Genomic DNA, 24,860 nt, shown 5'->3' on the forward strand with positions numbered 1-24,860 from the left:
GGTGGATTTGGACAGTGTTGTGTGGCGAGTAATTGAATTCTTTAGCTGATTTGATTCCATATCGTATCAATGTTAATACGATCACTATTAGGTAGCTGCACAACTCTAGGAAGGATGTTTTCTACGGTTTTGACGGATCCGTTCATCATCACCATGAATTTATAACGAATCTGTTGTTCAGCACTTACGTCAAAACCTACTTCTGCAATCCACGTATTGTCGTTGACGTATTCCATTCCAAAAGCCTTTGTTGCATCCCAGTTGCCCAGTTCTTCTGCAGATCCAGTAATGAAGAGAGTTTCACCAGGTTTTGTTTCGTAACCATTGAGTTCAAAAACACCAACAACTTTACCGGACACAGGTTCACCAAGTATTGAAAAGATATGCGCTTCATTTTCGTCTAATTGAAGCCCTTGTATTCCGTTATTTGAAATTGAAATGGTTTTATGACTGAGGGAGCATTTTAATTCACCATCTGGTAATCCTGTATTTTGGACATCAATACTCGTACTTTTGGATTTGTTGATGCATACGAGGACATGATTATTTCTATAGTGCCTTGAATAAACATAAATATCTTTCGTGATGAATCTTTCTTCGAAGCTTCCCATTGACAGAGCGGGATTGACTTTTCGCAAATTAGCCAGTACTTGAATGAGCATGTAATTTGGATGCGATGAGTTCCAGCTCTCCATCATTGGGCGGTTGTATGGATCAGCACCGCCATTGATATCGCAATGAAGAGATTGTTCTGTCCCATAGAATAAACAAGGAACTCCTCGGAGAGTCATTAATATACTAATGGCTAATCTTAAATGCTCTTCATTACTAACTATGGACAAAAATCTAGGCATATCATGATTGTCTATAAATGTAACGAGCTGGCTTGCTCTTTTGTATTCTTTGTCATATGAAAGAACTCGTTTGATTTGGTAAAAACCACCGGGCTCTGCGCCACTAAATGCAAATCTAATGCCATCACAAAGGCCAAAGTCAAGTATTGACATTCCGCTATGGTTGGCATAGTTGACGGCTCGTTGATCCCAGGGCTTGCTAAATCCGTATTCTCCAAAAATAAACAAATCTGGTTTGTGAGCACAAATATCCGAACAAAATTCTTGCCAAAAAGTTAGTGGCATATGCTTAATAGTGTCGACTCTTAATGCGTCAACGCCGATATCAAGCCAATGCTTTACAGCATTTTTGATGTAATTTCGATAGTTAATATTGTTTTCATTGAAGGTTGCGAGCCCGCACATTTCATGGTGAATCAATTGAAATTCATCTTCCCAGTCCGTAATTTCCGGGTAATGATGATAAAAATTCTGCTCATCATTGTTATAATCTGCCAAAAGGTTTCCATCGCTATAAACAACACCTTTTGAGCCATTGATGTCTGGAGAGCTATGATTGCAAACAATGTCTAGAACCAATTTAATTCCTGCCTCATGAAGCTTCTCAACTAGCTTTTTAAGAGTTTGGCATTGATCTAAGCTGCATGAATCTTCGATATCTACGAATCGCGGGTTGATACGTTTGAAGTCTTTAGTCCAATATCCATGCATCGGAGCTCTATCGAATTGCATATCATCCACTTGTTCAAAAAGTGGGGATAACCAAAGAGCACTTACTCCCATTGATTTCAAATAATCAATCTTTTCAATTACTCCAGCAATATTCCCACCCCAGTACTTCCCCCAATCCATCCATGTTTTATCTAGAAGTCCAGTTTTTTTCCCGCGATCCCAGATTCCTTTGCGTTCTTCTTCATCAGCACTTCCATCGTGGAATCTATCAACGATGAGAAAATATATAACCTCTTGGCGGAAATCAATTTGATTACTATTTAGCCACTTGGCTGGCATTTTGGCTGTCTCATTCGAATTATTGCCAGTAGATTCATATTTCGCCATATTTAGGACCATTGGGCATAACGATACTTATCGATACTAGTTGTGAGCTAATGAGCAATAATGGGCTTAATAATTTCTTCCATTATTTTCCCATTCTTGTGTGTATCCTGACGATGGGTGCGCACTAAGCATGATTGAAAATGTCCATGCCTATTCGCCATTTTTTTATTATAGCTGGAGCCATTATGGTGATTCCGCTTGAGGAGTTTGAGGTTTCAGGCTTTATGACTTTACCCTAAGAGATTAAGCTAGGGCTCTAATTTTTCACTTACCTTCTCACATTCTTCCTCAATGTCAACCTCTAATAAAATCCTTGTCCTGATCGAGGAACATTTCGATGAAACAGAATACAATGTTTTCAATGAATTCTATCCTGCCAATGGATTAGAGATTGTTTACGCGTCTTATCTATGGGGCAATGATTCCCTATCTTTTGAGGGTAATGATAAAACAGCAAAAGTAAAAGTTGAAACCTGTGTTAGCAAGGTTAATTTGGACGACTATAAAGGAATGATTTTAATCGGCGGATATGCCATGGATAGATTGAGGTACGAACCTAAACTTTCACAAGAGAGTAATCAAGCGCCGGCTGTTAAATTACTTCGAGATGCTGTAACTAGGATGGATGCTGGTCAATTCTGTATAGGTACTATCTGCCATTCACTATGGTTATTTTGTGCAGACCCTGAATTGCTTCGTGGTCGTTCCGTTACATGTGCTCATAATATTTATTGCGATGTTATCAATGCAGGAGGAGAAGTTGTCCAAGCAGATGGTGAAACTGTTGAAGTTCATCAGGATGGGTTATTGATTACGGGTAGACACCCTGGCGCTGTTCATGAATTCGATAAAGTGTTTTTAGCCCAGCTTAATCAGCTGTAATTGATTGGCTTTATTTTAAAATCTTCCTTTTTACTGATTTTTTAGATGACTAACTCTTTTGATTTCACATTTTCCGACCTTATCTCAGGTTATGTAACTTCTTATGATCCTCAAGAGAAGCAGATTGAACTCGAAACGTCAGATGGACGTAGCTATTCGTTAACTCTTAACGATAACTCCTATGCCAAGCTTAGCCAGAATTTAGGTGAGTCTTGGCAGGATCGGACATCGCTTCTTTCTGAGCGCCTTAAACCGGGGCAAATGATCTTCGCCTATGGAACATTTTTTCCAGAACAAGATATTAAGTTCGAAGTCAATTATATTACTTTTCCAGGGGATAGTGCGAATTCCTATTTGCACAGAGACAAAGGTTGGTGGGTCCAACAGGTTGATCAGATCGCTAATCGCTATTTGTCGTGGCAATTTGATTGGCCCAATGTTGATATTGATTACCGCAATTATCGGACACTTGTTAACATTACTGGTGACAAAGACGAGTCCGACTATCTGCAAGAAACCGATACCATTTCCAGAATGGTTTATGGAATGGCATCGGCTTACATGCTTACAGGTAAGGATGAGTACCTAGAAGCTGCTGAAAAAGGTACTGAGTATTTACGAGACAAGATGCGTTTTGTTGATACAGATACCGGATTAATCTACTGGTACCATGGACTTAAAGTTCAAAGCCAAAATCAAGAACAAAAATTACTTGTATCCGAATTTGGTGATGATTACGATTGCATACCTGCTTATGAACAAATCTATGCTCTAGCTGGACCAATTCAAACATATCGATTGACAGGTGATCCGAGAATTCTTGACGACACTGAGCGCACGATTGATTTGTTTGATCAGCACTATAAAGACCATCAGAATGGAGGTTATTATTCTCACATACATGCAGTTACGCTGAGTGCCCATGAGGAGAGTTTGGGACGGAACAAAGCAAGGAAGAATTGGAATTCTGTAGGTGATCATGCACCCGCTTATTTGATTAATTTATGGCTTGCTACTGAAGAAGATAGATATAAGGTGATGCTTGAGGATACTTTTGACACTATCGAAAAGTATTTCCAGGATTACGATAACAGTCCATTTGTTCAAGAAAAGTTTTTTGACTCATGGGAAAAAGATCAAACATGGGGTTGGCAGCAGAATCGTGCAGTCGTTGGTCATAATTTGAAAATTGCTTGGAATTTAATGAGATATTATTCTATAGACTCCAAAAAATCTTACAAAGATTTAGCTGAAAAAATTGCTGACTTAATGCCTAGTCATGGTTATGATAAGCAGCGATTTGGCTGGTACGATGTTGTTGATCGTGTTTTAAAACCTGGTCAGAAATTCCATCGTTATGCTTGGCACGATCGCAAGGCTTGGTGGCAACAAGAACAAGGCATATTGGCTTACTTTATTCTTCAAGGCCTTTTCCCCGAAAATAAAAACTATGAAAAGTATGCTGACGAGTCTGCAGCTTTCTATAACTCTTTCTTCCTAGACAATAGTGATGGTGGTGTTTATTTTAATGTTCTTGCTAATGGCATGCCATACCTCCTAGGCACCGAAAGATTCAAGGGAAGTCACTCAATGAGTGCTTATCACTCAACTGAGCTCTGCTTCTTATCTACTGTTTATATTGACTTGATGACCAATAAACGCCCTCTTGATTTGTATTTCTCGCCAATTCCAGGTGGTTTCAAGGATAATATTCTTCGTGTTTCTCCAGACATTTTGCCTAAGGGGAGCGTAAAGCTCACTGGCTGTGAAATTGATGGCCAAGCTTATTCTGACTATGACACTGAAAAATTACTGGTTAACTTGCCTAATTCCACCAGCCGTCTGAAGGTTAAAGTTACACTTACTCCTGTATAGATCCCCTCAAACTGAAATGTCTTCTCTTTCATTTTCAAAAACATCTCATCTTGATTGGTCTGTTCTTTCTGTTGATGGTCAAATTGATTCTAAAACGGTTGGGCAGTTTCAAGATGCTCTGAATCAAATTAGCGTTGATGCATTACGTCTTGCAATCGATCTAACTAAGGTCACATTTATGTCAAGTGCTGGATTGCGAGCCCTTTTGGTTATACACAACAAAGCATCTGCTCAAGGTACAACGCTCTCTTTTGTGGGAATTAATGATGACATCCAAGATGTCATGCGCGTTACTGGTTTCCTGGAGCACTTTACTCTCGTTTCTACTCTTGATGATCTCGCTGTGGTGACCTAATGACTTATCAATCCAATCGAGTTGATACCCATCCGACCTCAACCATTTCTGGTTTTGAAGTTCGTCCAGGCAAGCCATTGCCTTTTGGAGTTACTCCAGCACTGAATGGTCTTAATTTCTCCATATTTACATCGAGCGGAACATCATGCACTCTTGTTCTGTTTCGGTTGGGTGAAATTAAACCTTATGCTGAGATCCAAATACCAGAGTCGTTTCGAGTAGGAAATGTATATTCTATTGTCGTATTTGGTTTGGATATTGAAAATCTAGAGTATGGGTATCGTATTGATGGCCCAAATGATTTTGCGTCGGGTAATGCATTTGATCAATCCAAAATATTAATGGATCCTTATGCCCGTCTCATATCAGGTCGTGATACTTGGGCTAGTGATCCCGATTGGAATAATCCATTTCCCTATCGTTCACGTGTCCCTTTAGATGATTTTGATTGGGGCGATGATAAACAATTAGAGATTCCCTCGCAAGATCTTATTGTTTATGAACTTCATGTTCGTGGATATACTATTTCAAATACATCTGAAGTTAAGTATGCTGGCACTTATGCTGGACTTGTTCAAAAAATTCCCTATTTCAAAAGTCTTGGCATTAACGCTATAGAGTTAATGCCTATTTTTGAATACGATGAATATGAGAATTCCCGTGATCATCCAGAAACTGGGGAAAAGTTATACAATTTTTGGGGTTATAGCACGCTTGGCTTCTTCGCGCCAAAGGCTGCTTTTGCCTCTACCGGTCACTTAGGCATGCAAGTTGATGAGTTCAAGCAACTCGTTAAATCTTTTCATGCTGCAGGCATTGAAGTTATTCTCGACGTTGTTTTTAATCACACTGCTGAGGGTAATGAACAAGGCCCCGTCCTTTCTTTTAAGGGATTGGATAACAAGGTTTATTATATGCTTACCCCTGAAGGGTATTACTTTAATTTTAGCGGGACTGGTAATACACTTAATTGTAATAATCCTATTGTTCGTAATCTTGTTCTCGATTGCTTAAGGTACTGGGTTGCGGAATACCATATTGATGGTTTTAGATTTGATCTTGCCGCAATTCTTGGTCGCGATCCACTGGGATATCCCTTATCCAATCCACCTTTGCTTGAGTCTTTAGCTTTTGACCCTATTCTTTCGAAAGCCAAATTGATTGCTGAAGCTTGGGATGCTGGTGGCCTTTACCAGGTTGGAACTTTTCCAGCCTTTGGACGCTGGGGAGAGTGGAATGGAAAGTATAGAGATTGTGTTCGTCGATTTTTAAAGGGAGACCAAGGAATGGTCGGTGAATTAGCTCAGCGTGTGCAGGGCTCTCCTGATCTGTATGAATCTTCTGGTCGCTCACCAGCAACATCTGTGAACTTCATCACCTGTCATGATGGATTCACTCTTCATGACCTTGTTTCTTATAATGATAAACATAATGAAGCCAATGGTGAGTATAATCGTGACGGAGGAGATGATAACTATAGCTGGAATTGTGGCGAAGAGGGTTACACTTGTGATGAAGGTATTTTGCAATTTCGACTTCGTCAAATGCAGAATGTGTTGACTATTCTGTTCATGTCTCGTGGTGTCCCGATGTTACTTATGGGTGATGAATTTGCTCGTACCCAATCGGGTAATAATAATGCTTACTGCTTAGACTCTCCTGTTAGCTGGGTAGATTGGTCTTTACTTGAAAATAATAAACACCTGTTCGATTTCACGAAGGCTTTGATTTCGATTCGGAATAATCATCCATCTCTCAGAGTGAATTCCTTTTCGGCGTCTGGATCTAATGTATTGGGTCTTTCTTCCTCAAGTTTTCATGGATCTTCACCATATCAACCTGATTGGTCTGATTCATCTAAGCAATTGGCCTGGATGTTCTCATGTGATCTTGAGGATTCTTCTTCAGCCGATGCCGTTTATGTATTCGCCAATATGTCTCAATTTGCTAGCTGGTGTGATTTGCCTCAACTTCCGGATTCGGCAACTTGGTCTATTGCTATCAACACTGGAGATCGTGCATCTCCCTTCGCTCGGGATCCTGGATCGCCATTCAATAGCAATGGATTGCTTGTCGGAGAACATTCAGTTGTCGTACTGACAACGTAGTTTTCTAGGCTATTCATTAGCATTTTATCTATTTATTTCCTTCAACACTTTTCTTACCATGACACTTCAAATTTCTTCCACTATCAACGATTCAGAAGCGACAATTAAGCTCGTCGGCACTGTAGATACAAAAACTGCTCCCGACTTTCTGCAAAATCTAACTTCACTTGATTTACCCTCTTTGACTCAGCTTAAAATTGACATGAGTGAAATGTCTTTTATGAGTAGTGCTGGTCTACGAGCTCTCTTGTTTGCTAAACAAAAGATGAATCAGAACTCTAATCTCACTGTGTGTGGAGCCAATGAAGGTGTTGTTGACACTATACAAAAAACTGGACTTTCTCAAGCAATTGTTATTTCTGAGAGTTAGGCTATGACAAATACATCTATTCATCTTGATGCCTCAATGAATCATTGGGATGAATTCATGTCCTTTATTGACTTAATATCGCATACGAAGTCTCTTTCTAAAAAAAAAGCTTATCGATTCAAGTTGGCGGCTGAAGAGCTCCTTTCTAATATTGTTCGTTCTTCAGAGTCTTCTTTTCAATCTACTGCTCATATGTCTGCCTTGCAGATAACTTATACCGTTATTTCTTCTTCAGATCCACCAATTCTTCAAGTTGTTCTTACGGATAATGCCCCACCTTTTGACCCTGAATTTGAAAGGTTGGAGTCTCCTGATCACATTGATGCACCAGTAGCTCTTAGACCAATAGGTGGCCTTGGCCTCTTCTTGGTAAAGGATTCTGTTGACTCTGTTTCCTACAAATACTGCAGTGGTCAGAACACTTATACACTTGAGATAGAGTTGGATATAGCGTCTGACTAGTCTTTCAAGATTTGTAATCAGTAATATCTCGTGATTTCTCCCACCAATCGAGTAGTTTAGTGTTAATCAGTATTTATAGTTTTGATCCCAAGCCGTCGTTCAAGCTTAAGCGCAAAATATTCTATTTTGCTTGCATCAATTTTGAGTGCTTTGGGTTTCATATTAAATACATTTTTCGAGATACCTATATTTCTTGATTATTACTTTCTGATTGGTCTTTCTACCGCTTGGTTCGCATTATTCTTTATGCGTGGATGGTGGCCAGTTGTTGTTTCGATTCCTGCTGCCTTAGCAACTATTCCTCTTTTTGGACAGCCCTTTTCTGCCATATTGTTTTTTATACAGGTTTTTGTTGTTACTTGGATATATAGAAACAAGATGAGTGACGATGCAGTCGAGAGTGGTCATGTTGTTTTCCTTACGATTCTGTATGCGTTATTTGTCCATGGTCCCCTCTATTTCCTGGCTCAATACTACATTAGTGGTCTTCCCTTCGAGATAGCAAAGCTAGTCTCGATTAAAGCCGTTTTGAATTCAAACATATGTGTTTTACTTGCTTACCTTGTCTTTGTGGTTTTAAAACTTCTTTCCGGAGGACGTAGTAAGTATAAGTCCAACTCTGTTTCGGTAAGTGGACTTGTCTTTTTGACCTCCTACGGGGTTATCTCTCTTGTTTCTTTAATTGTGATTATTTCTTTTTCTAATTATTACAAGGGCGGTATTGTAAGAATGTATTATGAAGGAATGAAAATCCAGGCAGCTAGTGTTTATCGTGTGTTCAAAGACGCTGATGCTGAACCGGATCCATTTTTAAATATAGACCAACTTCGCCATTCATTAGCCCCAGGAATTGAATTCCAGATTAGTTCTAATGGTAATGATATCTATAGTTCTGATAATGATCTTTTTCACCGCCTTAAACTCTTTTATGAGTCTTCTGAAGGTGAAGATGAACATGTCGACAAGTATCCAGATCTTAATATACTCCTGCCCTCTAATGATGGCGCCGATTTGGGTAGAATGGTTGATAGTTTTTATAAGCTTTCTGCTGAGTTTGGTCCCTCTGTCGAGGGATCTAGTGCTGTTATTCAACTTGTGCAAAATGCAAATACAGCCGTTCTTGATGCCATGGAAAGCTTCGCTGGCATTGTCTTTTCATATCTTATCATCATCTTGTCTGCAGCTGCATTTTATAGTTATTGGCTTTCCTCTCGAGCACAAAAAGAAATCAATACGCTCTTCTCTGCTTCTAAGTCGTCATCTAGTGGTGATTATAAGGCTGATGATAATGCTGATCTTAACTCTGATGATCAGACCTACTCCTCAAGCGATTCCGTTCTTTGCTATTCCCCAATACGTGAAATATCAAGAGGTGTAGATATTATTAATCGTAGTTTTGCTGAAATCCTTGAAAGTAGAGACTCTATTCGTGTCCTCAACGCCATCGCTCAGAAGCAGTTGACTAATGCTGGAACAATTCAGCAATCTTTTCTTGTTAAGTCGTCTCCAAAGTTAGATTCTGTTGATCTAAGTCTATTTATGCAACCTGCTTACAATGCTGGCGGTGATTGGTATGACGCATTTTCTGTAGGTGATAAACTATTTCTAGTGATTGCGGATGTCTGCGATAAGGGAGTGCCGGCAGCTCTTTTCATGTCTGTTTTTCGTAGTTTGATCCGATACGATACCGTTAGTCGGCCCAGGTGGGATCTTACAGACCAGGCTGTCGCCGAGCAAATGGTTAATGTTATCACTCATGTCAATGACTATATGAGTTGTAATCATGGTGATGACGTTTATTTTGCTACCGTTCTCTTTGTTGTTTTCGATCAAAAGTCCGGATGCATGACATATATATCTGCAGGTCATGAATCCCCTTTAATATTTACCCCGGATCGAGCATGTATTCAACTTGATACCACCGGACCAGCTGTTGGTATCTTCCAAAACTCGTTGTATGTTGCTAAATCTCTTTTTCTGCAGAGGGGTACAACTTTTGTTGGCTTTACAGATGGCGTAATTGATGCCCGTAATGAAGCTGACGAGTCATTTACAACCGAGCGTTTAATTGATCTTTGCGACCACTTACTGGCTGCTTCCCCTGATATTACTTCTTCTGAGATTATGGATCGTATCAAGGCTGAGTTGATGAGCCATATCGGCACTGCATCTCAATTTGATGATATTACCTTAGCTTCCTTCGTTTATAAATAACTCTCACATTATATTCTTTTTGGCTTCCTTCACTTCGGAGCTCTGTTGTGCTGAAGCGGAGGCTCAGGCTGCCCTGGCACGCAGACGGTTGGAGGATCTGGGTTGATCTGAGCGCTAGCTCAACCCAGATCTTGCTGATCCGCTGTGGAGTGCTCGTGTGGGTTGTGCTGGGATTGCAGGCTTGATTGCCTGTTTGGCGGCCACTCCATCGGATACACCTGTCGTTGTGGGAAGGGGATGCCAATTCCGTGGTTGTTGAATGCAGTCCAGATTTCTTGCCGCAAGTCACTGCTCACGGTGCGAGCCTCCAAGGGATTGCGGACCGAGTACTTGAGTTTGTAGTTAATCGACGACTCTGCAAAGTCGATCGCGAAAGCCTGGGGTGCGGGATGTTGTAGGACCCTTGGATGTTGGCAGGCGACCTGCTCGAGAAGCGTTATCACCTGCTTCGGTTCATGGTGATAAGCAGCACCGACAACCACTTCGTCTCGCCTGTAGTTTTCACCAGCGGTGAATGATTCAGCATCTTGGGTGAAAAAGGTTTGATTGGGAATGAGCAGTTCAGCATCATCCCGTTGACGGGATAGAAGTGTGGCTCGAAGACCTAATTTGTTGACTTGGCAAGGCTCGCCTTTGATCATCAGAATCTCTCCAGGTCGGATCGATCCTTCAAACAACAGCCAGATTCCGCTGATGAAATTGGCAAAGATTTCTTTGATGCCAAAACCAAGACCGAATGACAAACCTGCTGAAATGGTGAGCAATGCTGTTGCGTTAAAACCTGCCTGAAGGGCCACAGCCAGGAGGCCAAAACTGATGATCAAATAACGAATGATGATTTCAATCGCATAACGACTTTGATTGCTGATTTTCAGGCCTTCTTTTGAGATCCATGAGATGAGGAATGCGATTGGTGAGCTGGCAATCAGAATCAGATAGAGGCCGATTATCGAGTAAAAAAGCTTGCCTAGCGCCAGTTGGGTATTCAGCAATGTGCCCACATTAATCAGACCAATGGATGAGAGACTGCTGAGTCGATCGATGCAGTAAAGCAGTGCAAAAACAAGGATGGCAGGCCGCACCAGGCGCCTGAGCCAGACCGCTCCTCGATCCTTCGGGTTGCGTTGGATCAGTTTCAGTTCGATCCATAAAAGAAGGTTCCAGGCTGCCCAGATCCATCCAAAGCGGATCGCGATTCCTGTGGGAATGGAGGCCACCCTAAGCACAATGCTGATGCCAAGTAGCGCAAGAGGACCTACGGCCTGAGAAACGATGAGTGAAACATTTTTTGTACCCAGCTTTTTGCGAATGAATACATCAGTGATCAGTGCGCTGGCAACCAAGATCAACTGCCAGCTAACTGCTGCTCGATCAATGTATCCAGTCCAGGATGAAACCTCGAAGAGAAGATTGTTCATTCTTTTCCTTTTTGGCCCAGGTTGATTAAAGTTTGTACGGCTTCATCAACGCTGATAGTCCCACTGGTGAGTTCGGTTAATATTTTATCGATTGCTACGTGATTCTGGGATGTTTCTAGGTATTGAGTGATCATCGGCCACTGTTTGAGATAGCTTAGGGATTGTGTGTTCCATGAATTGTTGTAGGCGTTGAGAGTTTGTGAGCTTTGATTCGGAATATCAACAGCCTGGTTCGTAGGAAGGAATCCTTCACTTTGCAGCATCGCTTGCCTTTGGCCTACAGCATTGGTGTTCGCTTTCACATAACTCAGTGCGAGCTCCCGTTGTGTTGGGCTTGAATCAGTGCCTAGGCCAAACCCAAAGATGAATGGCCATGCAAAAGCTTTTGTTTGAATTCCATCTGGAAGGATGGCAACGCTGAGCTGATCTCCCATTGTCTCCTTTATACTCAGGGCTTGGTATGAATCGCAGGTGATCCAGTCAAGATTATTGGCGGCTAATTCATTGGCCAGTTCAGATTGCGCGCTGAAAAAGGAAATGTTTTGGTAGAGTGCCGCTTGTCGTAGCCACGTGATCCATTCTCTGATTTTTGGCTGTGGTTTATTTTGATTTTTCTTGTTCATCAGTGAGCTGATTTCTGGGATAGCGTCGGTCGATCCAGCCGTCCAGAAGATCTGATCGGTGCGCGTTGATAAGCCAATGCGAGCGCCGCTGGCACCAAGCTTCTCCAATTCTTGGATTGTTTTGGGTGGCTGCTTTATGGTCTTGTTGTTGTAACAGGACACTTGTGGGAAAATTATAAAGGGAGCGAAAATAAGCTTGTTATCGACGATGGAGAAGTTTTTGATGATATCGCCGTACTGTTGTGTCCACTGAGAGCTGTTGGGAAAGGCGCTTATTAATGAGTCTCGATAATAAGCTTCCAGCATATATTCTGGTCCTAATATTAGGTCTGGCCCAAGGTTTAGTTTGCTGTCTTCCTTGATCTGACGATGCATTGTATTTGCTTTGTAGGCAACTGTGACAACACGTGTGTTGGGATTTGTTTTGAGGAATCGCTGATTAAAAAGGCTAATTTGCTTTTCCGCTTGTTCTTTTGAGGACCGTGTGAATTCGTTCTCTCCAATTGAATAGGCGATATAGAGGGTCTGTGCTGGCTTGTTCGCTGATGAGCAACCGGAAAGCAACATCGTCAACAGCGTTGTTGCGGTTGCGATGGTGTTGATTAATCCAGCTCTTGTTGGCATGCCAGGGGTTCTGTGCGGCTTTGTCTAATTGTATATGATTGATGTTTTTATTGTAGGAGAATGATCAAGTGATTGCATGAATGTATTCCCTATTACGCAATGATCTATTCAGGAGTTGGGTAATGCTATTTCAAGCTTGGTTATAGTCTCGATGGTGGTTTTGAGGCTTTGAAGCATGGTTGGCGAGGACGTAATGATGTCTTTTTTGCCTGAGAGGCAATGAAGAAGAAAGCCCGTGCAGTGGCAGACTCTGCAAGCATTAACGGCTTTCTCATCAATTGATCTGATTGATTGATACGCGTCTCGATACTGCTCATTGTTTTGAGAGACTATTTCATGGGTATAGTCATCACTAATATTGGGTACGATGTCCATGATGAGTGTGATTGTATGCCCGACATCAAATGCTGGATCGCCTATAAAGAAATTCCAGTCAATGATTCCTGTTATATGCCCTGAAGCGTACATAATGTTTTTGGGATGATAGTCACTGTGATTGATGGATGCATGGGCTGAATTAATTGGCAAGTTGTTTTGTAGCCAATTGATTATATTGCTTAGCCAGGGATGGTCTTTCAGCGCTGAGTCTAAAATAGTAGGCATAAATAGACAGGCCATGAAATCCTTTTCATTCAACCCTTGTTTTTTTAACTCGTTGATGATTTGTGTCGTTGAGAGATTGTGCATCTCTGCATGAGATTTCCCAAGGATTTTCAGCTGGATATCGCCTGGTTGTTCTGATAGAAGTGGATCTGGGAAGAATTCCATAATTGCAAAAACTCCACCCAACGCGGATTTGTCTTCGCCGACCCAGTGCACCTTTGGTGCTTTGATGTTTGATTGAATGAGAACTTGGCTATGAATCTGTAATCTTTTAACTTCCTCCGCGCCTCTGTCGCTGCCAAGGAGGCGGAGGACCATCGGCTCCATTCCTCTAAGTTTAAATTTATAGGTCGTTGCATCGATTCCGCCTAGTAGAGGTATGGGCTCCTGCTCATAGATGACCCCCCTCCCAGTTTGTTCGTGAATGAAGCTGAGAAGCCCTTCGTTGATTTCCTGGTTCGTCATCTTGATCAGTGGAGGACTCGGTTATTTGATTGCCGAGAGATCGAATTGTATCCTGCCTCTAAAATTGTCCTTGAGAACCATTGTTGTCCTCTGGGCGGTATGTGGTTCGAACAAGTTCTGAAATGCCACTCGGTTTGCCTCGATGAATCTGGGGGGAGCACTTCTGCGAAGCTCGGTGAGCTTGATCCTTCGGCTTTTTTGCTAATGCCGTCGCAAGCGCTGACGGTGCTGCTTCTGCCGGTGGTGGAGGAGTGCAAAAACAAGCTCGCAGATGCAGCATCTCAGGCGGCGCTTGCGCGCCAACGCTTGGCAGGTTTGGCTTGAGACTTGTTCGTCAGGATGCGGGGAATAACTGCTCTGGTTTCAGGTTGGGTGCTGGATAAAGGGTGGTGCAGTCGAAAGCAAAGTCGGCATTATTTGCCTTCACGATGTTTGCAATTTCCAGAAAAATCTCCTGCTGGATGTCTAAGTAGTCCTGCCAAACGGTGGTTTTAGTAAAACAGTAAACTTGAAGATTGAGTGATGAGCTTTCCCATGCATTGAAGTGAACCAAGATGATTTGATTATTGTCAATGGCGTTGTGGTTTTTTAGAAGTGCGCGAACTTGTTTGGTGATGGTATCCATTGCAGGGATGTCTTCATAGCGCAAGCCAATATTTGCCAGGATCCTGCGGTTATACATTTGCCCAGGATTAACGATGCTGTTTGTGGCGAATACTGCGTTGGGGATATACATCGGTCGTCGCTCAAATGTCCGTAGACGTGTGTGATACCAGCCGATATGTTCAACCGTTCCTTCTAGGCCGTCCGTGCTGATCCAGTCGCCTTCCTTAAAGGGGCGGTTAAAGAACAACATGAAGCCGGAAAAGAAGTTTTGGGAGATGTTTTGAGTTCCGAAGGCCAGGCCGACTCCTGCACCGCCGCCCAAGGCCGCGAGGGCTGTGGCAGGAACGCCGAAAGCGATCATCAACGCACCAGCACCAATCACGAGAATTAAGATCGTGAAGATCCGCCCGATAAAGCTGATGGCCATTGCCCGATCTTTCGGGTCGTCCATTTGGAGCCATCGCTCAAACCGCCTGGTTTCCATGACGGCATGGCCCAATCGGTGCAACGCCCACATGACGGCGAGGATCGTGATGGTGGCGGAGAGTTTTAAAGCGTTGCTGCCGTCCAGCCATGCAACGTTGTTGGCGATGAGACGTCCTAGCCAGCCCAAATACAGAGACGCGCTGAGACCTAATAGCAATGGCTGTCGGATTGCTTTGGCGACCAGGCCTCCAAGATGTTGTCCTCTCCGCTCCATGAGGCCAAGGACAAGCCAAAGCAGCAGGAGAACGACAGTGCCTACCAGCACCCCAGTGTTGGAGTGGATCACGTCCATGTCCTGAACGATTCGTTCCTTCATTGCCTCGTTGTGTAGACCTGTCCCTTGCAGTCTGCCTTCTGTTTTGAATTCGATCAGGCCGAATGTTGAGGCTTTTAAAATTTCATTGATTTGGTATGCCATAGCGTTCGCTATATCTGCCAGTGACTGATGGTTCTGTTGTGATCGAGGTTCAGGGCCTCAGCAAGACTTACCGAGTTGCTGATAAGCAACCGGGTTTGGGTGGAACCTTGCAGCACTTCATGCGCCGGCGTCACCGTGACGTTCAAGCCGTGAGCGACGTCTGTTTCAGCATTGCTGCCGGAGAGATGGTGGGATTTCTTGGTGCCAATGGCGCCGGGAAAACCACCACCTTGAAAATGTTGTGTGGGTTGATCTACCCCAGTGCTGGTCAGGTGGTCGTTGCAGGTCATCAGCCGCAAAAGCGTCATCCTGATTTTTTGCGTCGGATCACTCTGGTGATGGGCCAGAAGCAGCAGTTGTTGTGGGATCTGCCGCCGATGGATTCCTTGAGGGTGAATGCTGCTGTTTATGGCATTAGTGATCGGGATGCCAAACGCCGCATTTCCGATTTGTCGGATTTATTGGAGTTGGGAGAGGAGCTCACGCGTCCCGTTCGCAAGCTGTCGCTGGGCCAGCGCATGAAAGCTGAGCTTCTCGCTGCCTTGCTTCACCAGCCGGATGTTCTGTTTCTTGATGAGCCCACCCTTGGTCTGGATGTGAATGCGCAGTCGAGAGTGCGGCAGTTTTTGACTGATTACAACCAAAGAACCGGTGCCACTGTGCTGCTCACGAGCCATTACATGGCCGATATCACGGCCCTTTGCCCGCGTGTGTTGTTGATTCATCAGGGGCATTTGTTCCATGACGGCCCCCTTGATCGCTTGGCGAATCGGCTCGCACCCGAGCGCCATGTTCGTTTGGAACTTGCTTCACCCGTTGGGGCTGAGGCGTTTGCTGGTCTTGGCCGGCTCGATCGTTGCTGCGACTGCGAAGTGAACTTGCGTGTGCAGCCCCATGAGCTCACGGCTGTGGTGGCTCAGTTGTTGGAACGCTTTGAGGTCCGTGATCTTGAGGTGAATGATCCCCCGATCGACCAGCTGATTGGTGATTTGTTTCGCCAGGGAAGCTTGTAATGCGGATTTTTGGACTCAATCGCAAGATTATTCGGGTTTTGTTAGGCACGGAATACGCCCATATGTTGGAATATCGCGCCGAAATTGCTCTTTGGGCTCTTTCCGGTGTTCTTCCTTTCATCATGCTTAGCCTTTGGAATGGCAGCGATGCTCGTGGAGCGTTGGGGATGGAAGGAGTGGGCCTTGATCGTTATTTCTTGAGCGCCTTTTTAGTGCGCCAGTTTTCAGTGGTTTGGATGATTTATGCCTTTGAAGAGGATGCTCTCTCTGGGAGATTGTCTCCTTATCTTCTTCAGCCACTCCATCCGCTCTGGCGTTATGTGGCAAGTCATCTTGGCGAGCAGCTCACGCGTTTGCCTTTTGCTGCAGGCATCACCGCGATTTTCTTCTTGATACAGCCCAAGGCCGTTTGGTTGCCATCCTTGGGTCACTTTGTGTTGGCTTGGTTGGCCACATGGATGGCCTTCTCGATTGCTTTTCTGATGCAAAGCCTGATTGCTTCTCTTTGCTTTTGGAGTGAGAAGGCCAGTGCTCTTGAGCGCTTGTTGTTCATCCCTTTTCTGTTTTTGTCTGGGCTGCTGGCTCCTCTTACGGCTTTTCCACCCCTGGTTCGCAGGTTGGCCCAGTGGACGCCGTTCCCCTATCTGATTGACTTTCCGGCGCGTGTCTTAGCGGAACAGCCTGTGGACTTGTTGGCTGGATTTGCGACTCAATTGGCTTGGATTGTGTTGCTTTTGCCGCTGGTCTTGCTGCTTTGGCGCGCTGGGGTTCGGCGGTACAGCGCGATGGGGGCCTGAATGGGGCGTTATTTCAAAAGTCTGCGGCGATTTTGGGGAACGGCAGTGGCTTCGCAGTTGGAGTATCAACTCAACATTGTGATTGAGCTCGTTGCCGTTGGCTTGAGTTTGCTTGGCAGCCTGTTCATGCTGTCTCTTTTTTTTGGACCAGGACGGGCATTGGGTGGGTGGAGCTGGCACGAAGCCTTAATTGTTCAGGGTTTTTATACGGTTCTCGATGGGATGGCCAGCACCTGGTTACGCCCCAACCTGTCGTCGATCGTGACCCATGTGCGCGAAGGCACGCTGGATTTCGTGCTGCTAAAGCCGATTGATAGTCAGTTCTGGTTGTCACTGCGGACCATCTCGCCAGCCGGGTTGCCGGAGATTGTTCTTGGGTTGTTCTTGGTGATTTGGGGCGGACATCAGGCTGGTGCTTCCTTGTCGGCGGGAGGCATTGCACTGGTGTTGTTGATGCTCTTGGCTGGTGGACTGATTTTGTATTCGCTTTGGTTTCTGATTGCAGCGACCAGCATTTGGTTCGTGAAAACCTGGAATGCAACGGAGGTTTTGCGAGCTGTGTTGGCGTCAGGCCGCTACCCGGTAGCGGCCTATCCAGCTCCTTTGCGTTTGTTGTTTACCTTGGTGATTCCGGTGGCCTTTCTGACAACGGTTCCGGCTGAAGTTGTGCTGGGCCGAGCAAGTGCATCCATGCTGTGGCTGGGATTAGGCCTTGCTGTGGGGTTCTTCGTCGCTGCCCGTCAATTCTGGTTGTATGCCTTGCGGCATTACACCTCCGCTTCCAGCTGAGTGCAGGCTTTGTTGAAGGCTTGGTGGCCACTCCATGGGGTAGACCTGACGTTGCGGGAAAGGAATGGTGATTTTTTTCTGTTCAAATTGCTTCCAGATTGTTCGGCGTATATCACTGCCAACTTCAAATGCATCGAGGGGGTTGGAAACCCAAAAGAGAACCTTGTAATTAATCGAAGACTCTGCAAAGTCGATTACAAATGCATTGACTGGTGGGTATTCTAAAACTTTTTTGTGCTCTTTTGCAATTGTTTTTAATAGCTCAACGATGATATCTGGGTCGTGCTCATAGGCGGCACCAACCACCACGCAGTCACGTCTGGATGTTTCTGTTGCGGTGAAGGATGTGGCCTCTTGCGTGAAGAAGTTCTGATTCGGGATTAATAGTTCAGCTCCATCGCGTCCACGCCTTAGTTGAGTGGCCCTCAGCCCCAGTTTGCGCACCGTGCAGGGGTCGCCGTTGATCATCAAAATTTCTCCGGGGCGGACTGACCCTTCAAACAGCAGCCAGATGCTGCTGATGAAATTGGAGATGATTTCTTTCACTCCAAAGCCGATTCCAACCGACAGTCCACCGGCGATGGCAATGAATGCTGTGCCGTCGATGCCGATGAAGTAAGCCACTCCGATGATGCCAATGATGATCACGCTGTAGCGGAACAGGAGCTCTAATCCGCGTCTGTTTCTGGGGCGGACTCCAAACAGCACCCCACTAAGCCATGCCAGAAACGTTGCAGGCCTTGAGGAGAGCGTCATGATGACGTAGATGGCGATGATTGCCACGTAAATTCTTCCCAGCGTTAGCTCAACTCCAAATAAATTTGCGACGGGAGTTTGCGCCAAGTTTTCTGTGCTTCCCATCAGTCTGATGAAAGACATGGTGGCGACAATGACGTAGACGGGTCTTAAAAATGTGCTTTCTAATTCGTCAACTGGAAATTTCTTGTTGATACTTAAAAGCAGTGTCTTTAGGGGTGTAAATAGCATCCAGCCCAGCCAGAGAAGTCCGAAATAGCGCAGTAATCCCCATGGCAAGCCCACCAGGAGGAAAAGGGCTGAACTCATTAAGAGGAGAATGGGTCCGATCAGCACTCGGATGTGTTCGGGAAGCAGCCTGTGCTCCACTCTCCGCCGAAGGACACCGCGTTTCTCCGCGACCATCACAAGGCCAACCAACAGCAGTTGGAGAAGAACGGTGCCACGGTTGAGATAGGCGAGCCAGCTCAAGAGCTCGTTGGCAATGGCCCCGGGGCCGATCGTGATGATGTACGACATGGAAAGAGTCATCGCTTCGATTTGATCTGGGTTTCAAGTTCAGAGGCTGCTTTCTCAGGAGATAATCCATCGAAAATCAACTGATTGAGTGTTGATTGAATCTCTTTCTCTAATCTTGGTCGGGCGTCGATTGCGGAGACAATCGCATCTCCTCGGGTTATCCGTTTGTTTTCATCTTCAGTGAATGCCTTGAACCCTTGAGGTAACTGTTTGCTGACGATCAGTGCCGCGGCTGGATTGACTGGATAGCCCGTTCGGTATTTGAGGGCATAGGTTTTTTGGGCCCAGGGTTGCACCATGAAATTCAGCAAGTTCAGACTTGATGCCCGTTGACGTTTGCTTGAGTTTTTGCCTAGTGCCCAGACCTGCAAGCGTGTGATCGGTGTTGCACGACCAAAGTCTCCATTGGGCAACGGGGCGATGCCGAGATGCTCTTTGAGCTCTTCACGGAGTTGCGGTAGCTGGGAACTCCAACAGCTGATCCAATGCATGTCGCCCTGGATGAGCGCCTTTCGAAGGGCGGCTTGATTTGGTAAAAACACAATATTTTGCTGATAGCTGGAGGCCTTGAGCCAACGCATCCATTCAGTGAGTCGTGCATGGGCCGCCACAGTGGCTTTCTTGCCTGCTAACGAAGTGGCTAACGCCTCTCCAGCCCCGAAACTGCCGAGGCTCCAGTAAAGATCCTGGAGGTTGGTGACCATTCCAAAAATCGTGCCTTTGCCACTGGCCTCGGACAGCTCCTTGAGGGTTGTTGGTGATTGTTTGAGCTTGCGTTTATCGAAGCAAGCCAGCTGGAGATATTGCGAGACCGGTTGTCCCGCTAGAGATCCGCTGGCTGTTTTAACGCGCTCTAGGGCTGCAGGGTTAATCAAGTTCTGACGCTCTTTCGTCAGCTGGATCGGCTCGGTTAGGCCCAAGGCCAAAAGGTTCAAGGCTTGATTGCTATCGGCAATCACGAGGTCTGGTCCTAGGCCGCTATTGGTTTGAACTTTCAACTCCTTCTCGAGAGACTCCTCGGGATAAATCGAAGGATGCAGCTTGATCCCAGGCTGCATTTCTTTTAATTGCTGTTGAAAATCCTTGCTGATCTTCCGCTCTGCTTCAAAACGATCGGGGGAGCGTTGTTCGTTTTCATTGCTTGCTTGAGCCACCTTCAACACGATCGACCTTCGGCCATCGGTTATGCCGCAGCCCCCGAGCAAGGCTGTGCTTAGCAGGAGAGCGATGGAGTAGCTGTTCCTCCTGATCGGGGCACAAAGGCGGTTTGGTTCCATCCCTCTTGAACAGTTGTTCAATCTTTAGCGCAAAAGTGGGTTTGATCCCTGTTGGCGCCAAAACCACCAGCATGGATTGGTGACCTCGGATGGTGTGGAACACATGATTGAGGGAATGTCCTGGTTTGAGCCATTGATGCTGTGGCTGCGCTCTCCTTTGGGTGGACTGGTCTTTATCCCGCTCTATGCGGTTTGGGTGACGCTGTTGCTTCCAGGGGTATGGGCTTCGATGTTGGCTGGAGCTCTTTATGGCACCTGGTGGGGCAGCCTGATTGTGTTTGTGGGGGCCTGTCTCGGCGCAGAGGCCGCGTTCCTGCTCGGCCGATTCTGGTTGCGAGATTGGACGAGCCAGCGTTTGACGCACTATCCAAAGCTTCAAGCTGTAGAGCGGGCCGTCAGCCGAGAAGGGCTCAAGCTTGTGCTGTTGACGCGTCTATCTCCAGCGTTTCCGTTCTCGTTGCTGAATTTGGTTTATGGCTTAAGTGAGGTGAGCTTGCGTGATTACAGCATCGGTTTAATTGGCATTCTTCCAGGCACGATTTTGTTTTGCGCCTTGGGTGCGCTGGCCGGTGATGCGGCTCGTTTTGGTGAGGTGCTTGCTGGAGAAGCCTCAGCACAGGCTTGGATCTTGAGAGTGGTAGGCGTTTTGGCCACAGTCTCCGTTGTTTGGGTGGTTGGCCGCGCAGCGCAGCGCGCTCTCTCAGATGAACAAACCAACTTCTCTTGAAATACGATTGAATCGTGTATCAATTGCTGTTCAGCAGGAAATCATGAGTTGAAGTATAAGATTGCCGCTTTGATTCTTTGGCTAGAAACGACAAGGTAGGTGTAGATAAAGATGAAATTTCTTTGATGACTTCAACTCTTTTGATGTTGATCCGCCTGCGGGAGTGAGAGGCTCAGTCTGGGTTCGGAACTTGAAGGTCCCGTACGGCAGCGATCAGCACAAACCATCCCAGACGAAGCTTTGCTGTCATGCCGTTGCGAGAGGCTAAGTCGACATACTTGGCGCGACCACACTCTGTTTTGATCCAGCGGAAGGCTTGGGGTGAGTTCATGATTGCTTGCCTTCGGTGAAGTTGTATTTAAAGATTTGATTTGGAATAACACTAATGCTAACTCGGATTTCGTCTACCCCGTAATCCTCCCTTGCTCTTGTGATGATGCGCTGGTGGAGTTCGTCGATGACCTTTTGTGTGATCAGTCCCTCTTGGGCATTGAGGACAAGCTCAATGGTGGCATTGCTTTTAACAACGCGAACATTGCTGTAGAGCAGTTTTACTTTTTTCCAGAGATATGGATTCTTCTCGGTCATTTCAAATTGCTTCACTCGCCCCGCTTTAAAGGTGGCAAATTGAGCGTCAATGTTTTGGCGAATGCTGAAGTCTTGGAGTGATGATGCTAGGGGAATGCACAGCAGGCCAAGGAGTCCTAACCAAACCAGTAAGTTGCGCCAGCTGCGGTGAATTGAGCCATAGCGCTGCAGCAAGAACACCATCAAGCTGGCCACGGTGATGCCAATTAAGTTGGCCAGGAAAAGTAAAAAAGAACCTTCTGAGATCTGATTGCTGAGTCCAGCAACGCTTCCCCGACCGAACACGGCAATGACTTCTGAGCCCATGCTCAGTCCGATCCCGCACACGCATAGCGGTGGCACCAGGGCCACCGCTATGGCTACGCCTGCAATCGAATTGGATAACCGATCACGGGTCAATGTGAATGATCCGGCGATGGCTGCAGCCACTGCAATGCCGAGGTCGATCAGGTTGGGTGCGGTTCGGCTGTAGATCTCTCGATTCACCTCACTGGCATCAAGGATCAAGCCAAACAGCGTTGCCGTGCCAATCACAGTGAGAACGCCAATGATCACTGTGATGGCGGAGCGTTTCACCAATCGGCCGTCAGAGATGGCCAGGCCAAAGGCCAGGCTCAGGATTGGATCCATCAACGGGGCAACGATCATGGCGCCGATCACCACCGCGGTGCTGTTGGAGATCAATCCGAGCGTTGCAATCACCGCTGAACAGATCAGCAGCAAAAAGAAACCCAGGGTTGGTCTTGAAGAAGCAATGCGACTTTTGTAGAGGTCGTTCCTGGGGACCTGCGTCTCCAGGTTCAGCCTCCACTCACCAGAGAGGCTCCCAACAAGATTCTGAAAAAGGCTTGGCATGCCTGGTTGGGACTTTTAAGAGGATTCTCTCAGCATGTTCAGCAGGGCGTTTTCATCAAGGATGCTGACCCCCAGCGCCTGGGCTTTGGTGAGCTTGCTTCCCGCCTCGTCGCCTGCCACGAGATAGCTGGTTTTTTTACTCACGGATCCCGATACCTTTCCTCCGCAGGCCTCGATTTGTTCTTTGGCCTGAGAGCGGGTGAGTGTGGGCAAGGTGCCGGTCAGTACAAAGGTGGAACCCGTGAGCTGCTGGTTGGAGGCCGTCGCGTTGGCCCGCGTTTGTTCTTCCTCATTGAGCGACAGGCTGAATCCGAGGCTGTGCAATGCATCGAGGAGCTGTTGATTGGCTGGGTTGGAAAACCACTGCTGCAAGCTTTGGGCAATTTCATGGCCGATGCCAAAGATGGCGGTGATGCTCTCTGGTGCGTGACAAGCCGCTTGATTCAGGCTCTTTGCATTGGAAAAAGCAGCGGTAATCGCCTTGGCGTTCACCTCTCCAACGTGATGGATTCCGAGGCCATAGAGCTGTTTGGCCCATCCTTGAGAGCGGGATGCTTCCAACGCCTGAATTAAATTCTCGGCGCTTTTTGCGCCCATGCGCTCCAGGCTGCCAAGCAGGGCCATGTCGAGGCGATAAAGGTCTGCAATCGATTGAACGAGGCCTCGATCCACCAGTTGCTCAATGAGCTTGCTGCCCAGGCCATCCACATCCATGGCCCCCTTGCTGACCCAGTGGCGCAGGGCGCCCCGCAGGATCGCGGGGCAGCTGCTGTTGATGCAGCGCGTGGCGGCTTCGCTGCTTTCGCGCACCAGGCTGGATCCGCAGGCTGGACAGGTTTTGGGGAGCTCCACGGGTTGGGCCAGCGCAGGCCGTAGCTCCGGCAGCACCCGCACCACTTCCGGGATGATCTCTCCTGCCTTGCGCACCACAATGGTGTCGCCGTTGTGGAGGTCCAGTTCCACCAGCCTGTCGGCGTTGTGAAGGCTGGCCCGGCTAACGCTCGTGCCGGCCAAGAGCACAGGCTCGAATTCCGCCACCGGGGTGATCACCCCGGTGCGTCCCACCTGACAGCTGATCCTGAGGATCTTGGTGGGCGCTTCTTCTGCTGGGTACTTGAGCGCAATCGCCCAGCGTGGTGCTTTTTGGGTAAATCCCGCTGCATCCTGCAGCCGTAAATCATTGAGTTTCACCACCACACCGTCAGTGGCGTAATTGAGCTGCCGGCGCTCTGTGTCCCAGGTGTCGAAGAACTGCTCCACCGATGGAAGGTCTGGCAATAAACCCGCATTGGGGTTCACCTTGAATCCCGCATCTCCTAGCCATTGCAGGGCATTCCATTGCGTGAGAGGTCGTCGTCCTTGCCAATCGTCCGGCAGGTGAAGGGTGTAAGCGAAAAAGTCCAGCCGTCTCGAGGCCACCACGGTTGGATCCAGTTGGCGCAACGTTCCAGCGCAGGCATTGCGGGGATTGGCAAACAGTGATTCGGCACGGCTTAGGCGTTCGTTGTTGATGGCCTGAAAGGTGGCATCGGGGATGAAGGCCTCGCCACGCACTTCCACCCAGGCTGGTGCCGGTTCGATGTGCAAGCGCAAGGGAATGGAGCCGATGGTGCGCACGTTGGCGGTGATCTCTTCTCCTTGTTCTCCGTCCCCGCGCGTTGCCGCCCGAACCAGGACGCCGTTTTCATAACTCAGGGCAAGGGCGTTGCCGTCGATTTTGAGTTCCCCCACCATGGCCAGGGCCGGTTGGGGAGATCCTTCGGAGGGAGCGCGATCCAGCACCTTGAGCAATCGGCCATACCAGCCATGGAGCTCGTCGTGGTTAAACGCGTTGTCGAGGCTGAACAGGGGAATCCTGTGGCGCACGCTGCTGAAGCCTTCCGATAGGCGCCCACCCACGCGCTGGGTTGGGCTGTCTGCACTCACCAAGGCTGAATCTTGGTGCTCTAGCTCTTGAAGCTCCCTGTAGAGCTGGTCGTACACCGGATCTTCCATGACCGGAGCGTCGAGGACGTAATAGGCGTGTGCCGCTCGGTTGAGCAGGCGCCGCAATTCCTCTGCTCGCGATCGAGAGCTGCTGGACGATCTAACCGGCTGCGACCCACTCAACGCTTCGT

21 protein-coding genes are annotated in these 24,860 nt (G+C 46.8%); 11 read left to right on the plus strand and 10 right to left on the minus strand.

The genetic code is table 11. The features are described from left to right. Window positions 1–41 precede the first annotated feature (41 nt). Window positions 42–1,913, minus strand: a complete 1,872-nt coding sequence (locus DXY38_RS09180) for an alpha-amylase family glycosyl hydrolase (RefSeq protein WP_244279077.1) — start codon at window positions 1,911–1,913, stop codon at window positions 42–44. A 291-nt stretch (window positions 1,914–2,204) separates the two neighbouring features. On the opposite strand from DXY38_RS09180, the gene DXY38_RS09185 reads away from it, so the two are divergent. From DXY38_RS09185 to DXY38_RS09215, 7 genes are all read left to right on the plus strand, one after another. After that, window positions 2,205–2,795, plus strand: a complete 591-nt coding sequence (locus tag DXY38_RS09185; protein ID WP_115071386.1) for a DJ-1/PfpI family protein — start codon at window positions 2,205–2,207, stop codon at window positions 2,793–2,795. 45 nt (window positions 2,796–2,840) lie between these two features. Further along, on the plus strand, window positions 2,841–4,670 hold the full coding sequence (locus DXY38_RS09190) for an AGE family epimerase/isomerase (RefSeq protein ID WP_115071387.1): 1,830 nt from the start codon (window positions 2,841–2,843) through the stop codon (window positions 4,668–4,670). A 16-nt stretch (window positions 4,671–4,686) separates the two neighbouring features. Next, a complete protein-coding gene (locus DXY38_RS09195) occupies window positions 4,687–5,025 on the plus strand; it encodes an STAS domain-containing protein (protein WP_115071388.1) in 339 nt (112 codons plus the stop codon). After that, window positions 5,025–7,133 (plus strand): glycogen debranching protein GlgX, encoded by a 2,109-nt coding sequence (glgX, locus tag DXY38_RS09200; protein ID WP_115071389.1) that lies wholly within the window; start codon window positions 5,025–5,027, stop codon window positions 7,131–7,133. The genes DXY38_RS09195 and glgX overlap by 1 nt, the downstream gene beginning before the upstream one ends. A 58-nt stretch (window positions 7,134–7,191) precedes the next feature. Continuing rightward, on the plus strand, window positions 7,192–7,503 hold the full coding sequence (locus tag DXY38_RS09205) for an STAS domain-containing protein (RefSeq protein WP_115071390.1): 312 nt from the start codon (window positions 7,192–7,194) through the stop codon (window positions 7,501–7,503). 3 nt (window positions 7,504–7,506) lie between these two features. Further along, window positions 7,507–7,965: an ATP-binding protein gene (locus DXY38_RS09210; protein WP_115071391.1), complete on the plus strand. Its 459-nt coding sequence runs from the start codon at window positions 7,507–7,509 to the stop codon at window positions 7,963–7,965. Between the two features lie 81 nt (window positions 7,966–8,046). Beyond that, window positions 8,047–10,179 (plus strand): PP2C family protein-serine/threonine phosphatase, encoded by a 2,133-nt coding sequence (locus DXY38_RS09215; protein WP_136988093.1) that lies wholly within the window; start codon window positions 8,047–8,049, stop codon window positions 10,177–10,179. Window positions 10,180–10,298: 119 nt separating this feature from the next. Here the strand turns inward: DXY38_RS09215 and DXY38_RS09220 are convergent, their stop codons facing one another. From DXY38_RS09220 to DXY38_RS09240, 4 genes are all read right to left on the minus strand, one after another. Further along, complete coding sequence (locus DXY38_RS09220; protein ID WP_244279078.1) at window positions 10,299–11,522, minus strand: mechanosensitive ion channel family protein; 1,224 nt, start codon at window positions 11,520–11,522, stop codon at window positions 10,299–10,301. A 71-nt stretch (window positions 11,523–11,593) separates the two neighbouring features. Next, window positions 11,594–12,844: a hypothetical protein gene (locus DXY38_RS09225; protein WP_136988095.1), complete on the minus strand. Its 1,251-nt coding sequence runs from the start codon at window positions 12,842–12,844 to the stop codon at window positions 11,594–11,596. 108 nt (window positions 12,845–12,952) lie between these two features. Beyond that, entirely contained in the window at window positions 12,953–13,912 is a 960-nt protein-coding gene (locus DXY38_RS09230; RefSeq protein WP_115071395.1) for an aminoglycoside phosphotransferase family protein, read from the minus strand. Between the two features lie 334 nt (window positions 13,913–14,246). Continuing rightward, window positions 14,247–15,320 carry a mechanosensitive ion channel family protein gene (locus DXY38_RS09240; protein WP_115071417.1) on the minus strand — a complete coding sequence of 358 codons (1,074 nt, stop codon included), beginning with the start codon at window positions 15,318–15,320 and terminating at the stop codon, window positions 14,247–14,249. A 140-nt stretch (window positions 15,321–15,460) separates the two neighbouring features. Here DXY38_RS09240 and DXY38_RS09245 point away from each other — a divergent pair, with 140 nt between their 5' ends. The 3 genes from DXY38_RS09245 to DXY38_RS09255 are packed head-to-tail and all read left to right on the plus strand — an operon-like array spanning window position 15,461 to window position 18,021. After that, window positions 15,461–16,435: an ATP-binding cassette domain-containing protein gene (locus DXY38_RS09245; RefSeq protein WP_115071418.1), complete on the plus strand. Its 975-nt coding sequence runs from the start codon at window positions 15,461–15,463 to the stop codon at window positions 16,433–16,435. Continuing rightward, window positions 16,435–17,232, plus strand: a complete 798-nt coding sequence (locus DXY38_RS09250; RefSeq protein WP_115071397.1) for an ABC-2 family transporter protein — start codon at window positions 16,435–16,437, stop codon at window positions 17,230–17,232. Before DXY38_RS09245 ends, DXY38_RS09250 begins: the two co-directional genes overlap by 1 nt. Next, a complete protein-coding gene (locus DXY38_RS09255; protein WP_006854179.1) occupies window positions 17,233–18,021 on the plus strand; it encodes an ABC transporter permease in 789 nt (262 codons plus the stop codon). It begins immediately after the preceding gene. Here DXY38_RS09255 and DXY38_RS09260 read toward each other — a convergent pair. Together DXY38_RS09260 and DXY38_RS09265 are read right to left on the minus strand one after the other, a co-directional pair. Next, complete coding sequence (locus tag DXY38_RS09260) at window positions 17,938–19,308, minus strand: mechanosensitive ion channel family protein (RefSeq protein WP_115071398.1); 1,371 nt, start codon at window positions 19,306–19,308, stop codon at window positions 17,938–17,940. The two genes, DXY38_RS09255 and DXY38_RS09260, sit on opposite strands and share 84 nt — an antisense overlap. Next, window positions 19,305–20,573 (minus strand): ABC transporter substrate-binding protein, encoded by a 1,269-nt coding sequence (locus DXY38_RS09265; RefSeq protein WP_244279079.1) that lies wholly within the window; start codon window positions 20,571–20,573, stop codon window positions 19,305–19,307. The genes DXY38_RS09260 and DXY38_RS09265 overlap by 4 nt, the downstream gene beginning before the upstream one ends. A gap of 115 nt (window positions 20,574–20,688) precedes the next feature. On the opposite strand from DXY38_RS09265, the gene DXY38_RS09270 reads away from it, so the two are divergent. Then, window positions 20,689–21,300 carry a TVP38/TMEM64 family protein gene (locus tag DXY38_RS09270; RefSeq protein WP_115071420.1) on the plus strand — a complete coding sequence of 204 codons (612 nt, stop codon included), beginning with the start codon at window positions 20,689–20,691 and terminating at the stop codon, window positions 21,298–21,300. A gap of 172 nt (window positions 21,301–21,472) precedes the next feature. On the opposite strand, the gene DXY38_RS13715 is transcribed toward DXY38_RS09270, so the two are convergent. From DXY38_RS13715 to ligA, 3 genes are read right to left on the minus strand one after another with little or no spacing between them, the layout of a single operon-like run. Continuing rightward, complete coding sequence (locus tag DXY38_RS13715) at window positions 21,473–21,631, minus strand: hypothetical protein (protein WP_006854174.1); 159 nt, start codon at window positions 21,629–21,631, stop codon at window positions 21,473–21,475. Continuing rightward, window positions 21,628–22,743: a TIGR00341 family protein gene (locus DXY38_RS09275; protein ID WP_115071399.1), complete on the minus strand. Its 1,116-nt coding sequence runs from the start codon at window positions 22,741–22,743 to the stop codon at window positions 21,628–21,630. Before DXY38_RS09275 ends, DXY38_RS13715 begins: the two co-directional genes overlap by 4 nt. A 15-nt stretch (window positions 22,744–22,758) precedes the next feature. Next, entirely contained in the window at window positions 22,759–24,852 is a 2,094-nt protein-coding gene (gene ligA / locus DXY38_RS09280; protein ID WP_115071400.1) for an NAD-dependent DNA ligase LigA, read from the minus strand. Between the last annotated feature and the right edge of the window lie 8 nt (window positions 24,853–24,860).

It is taken from the genome of Synechococcus sp. UW179B (assembly GCF_900474245.1).
Taxonomy (GTDB): Bacteria; Cyanobacteriota; Cyanobacteriia; order PCC-6307; family Cyanobiaceae; genus Synechococcus_C.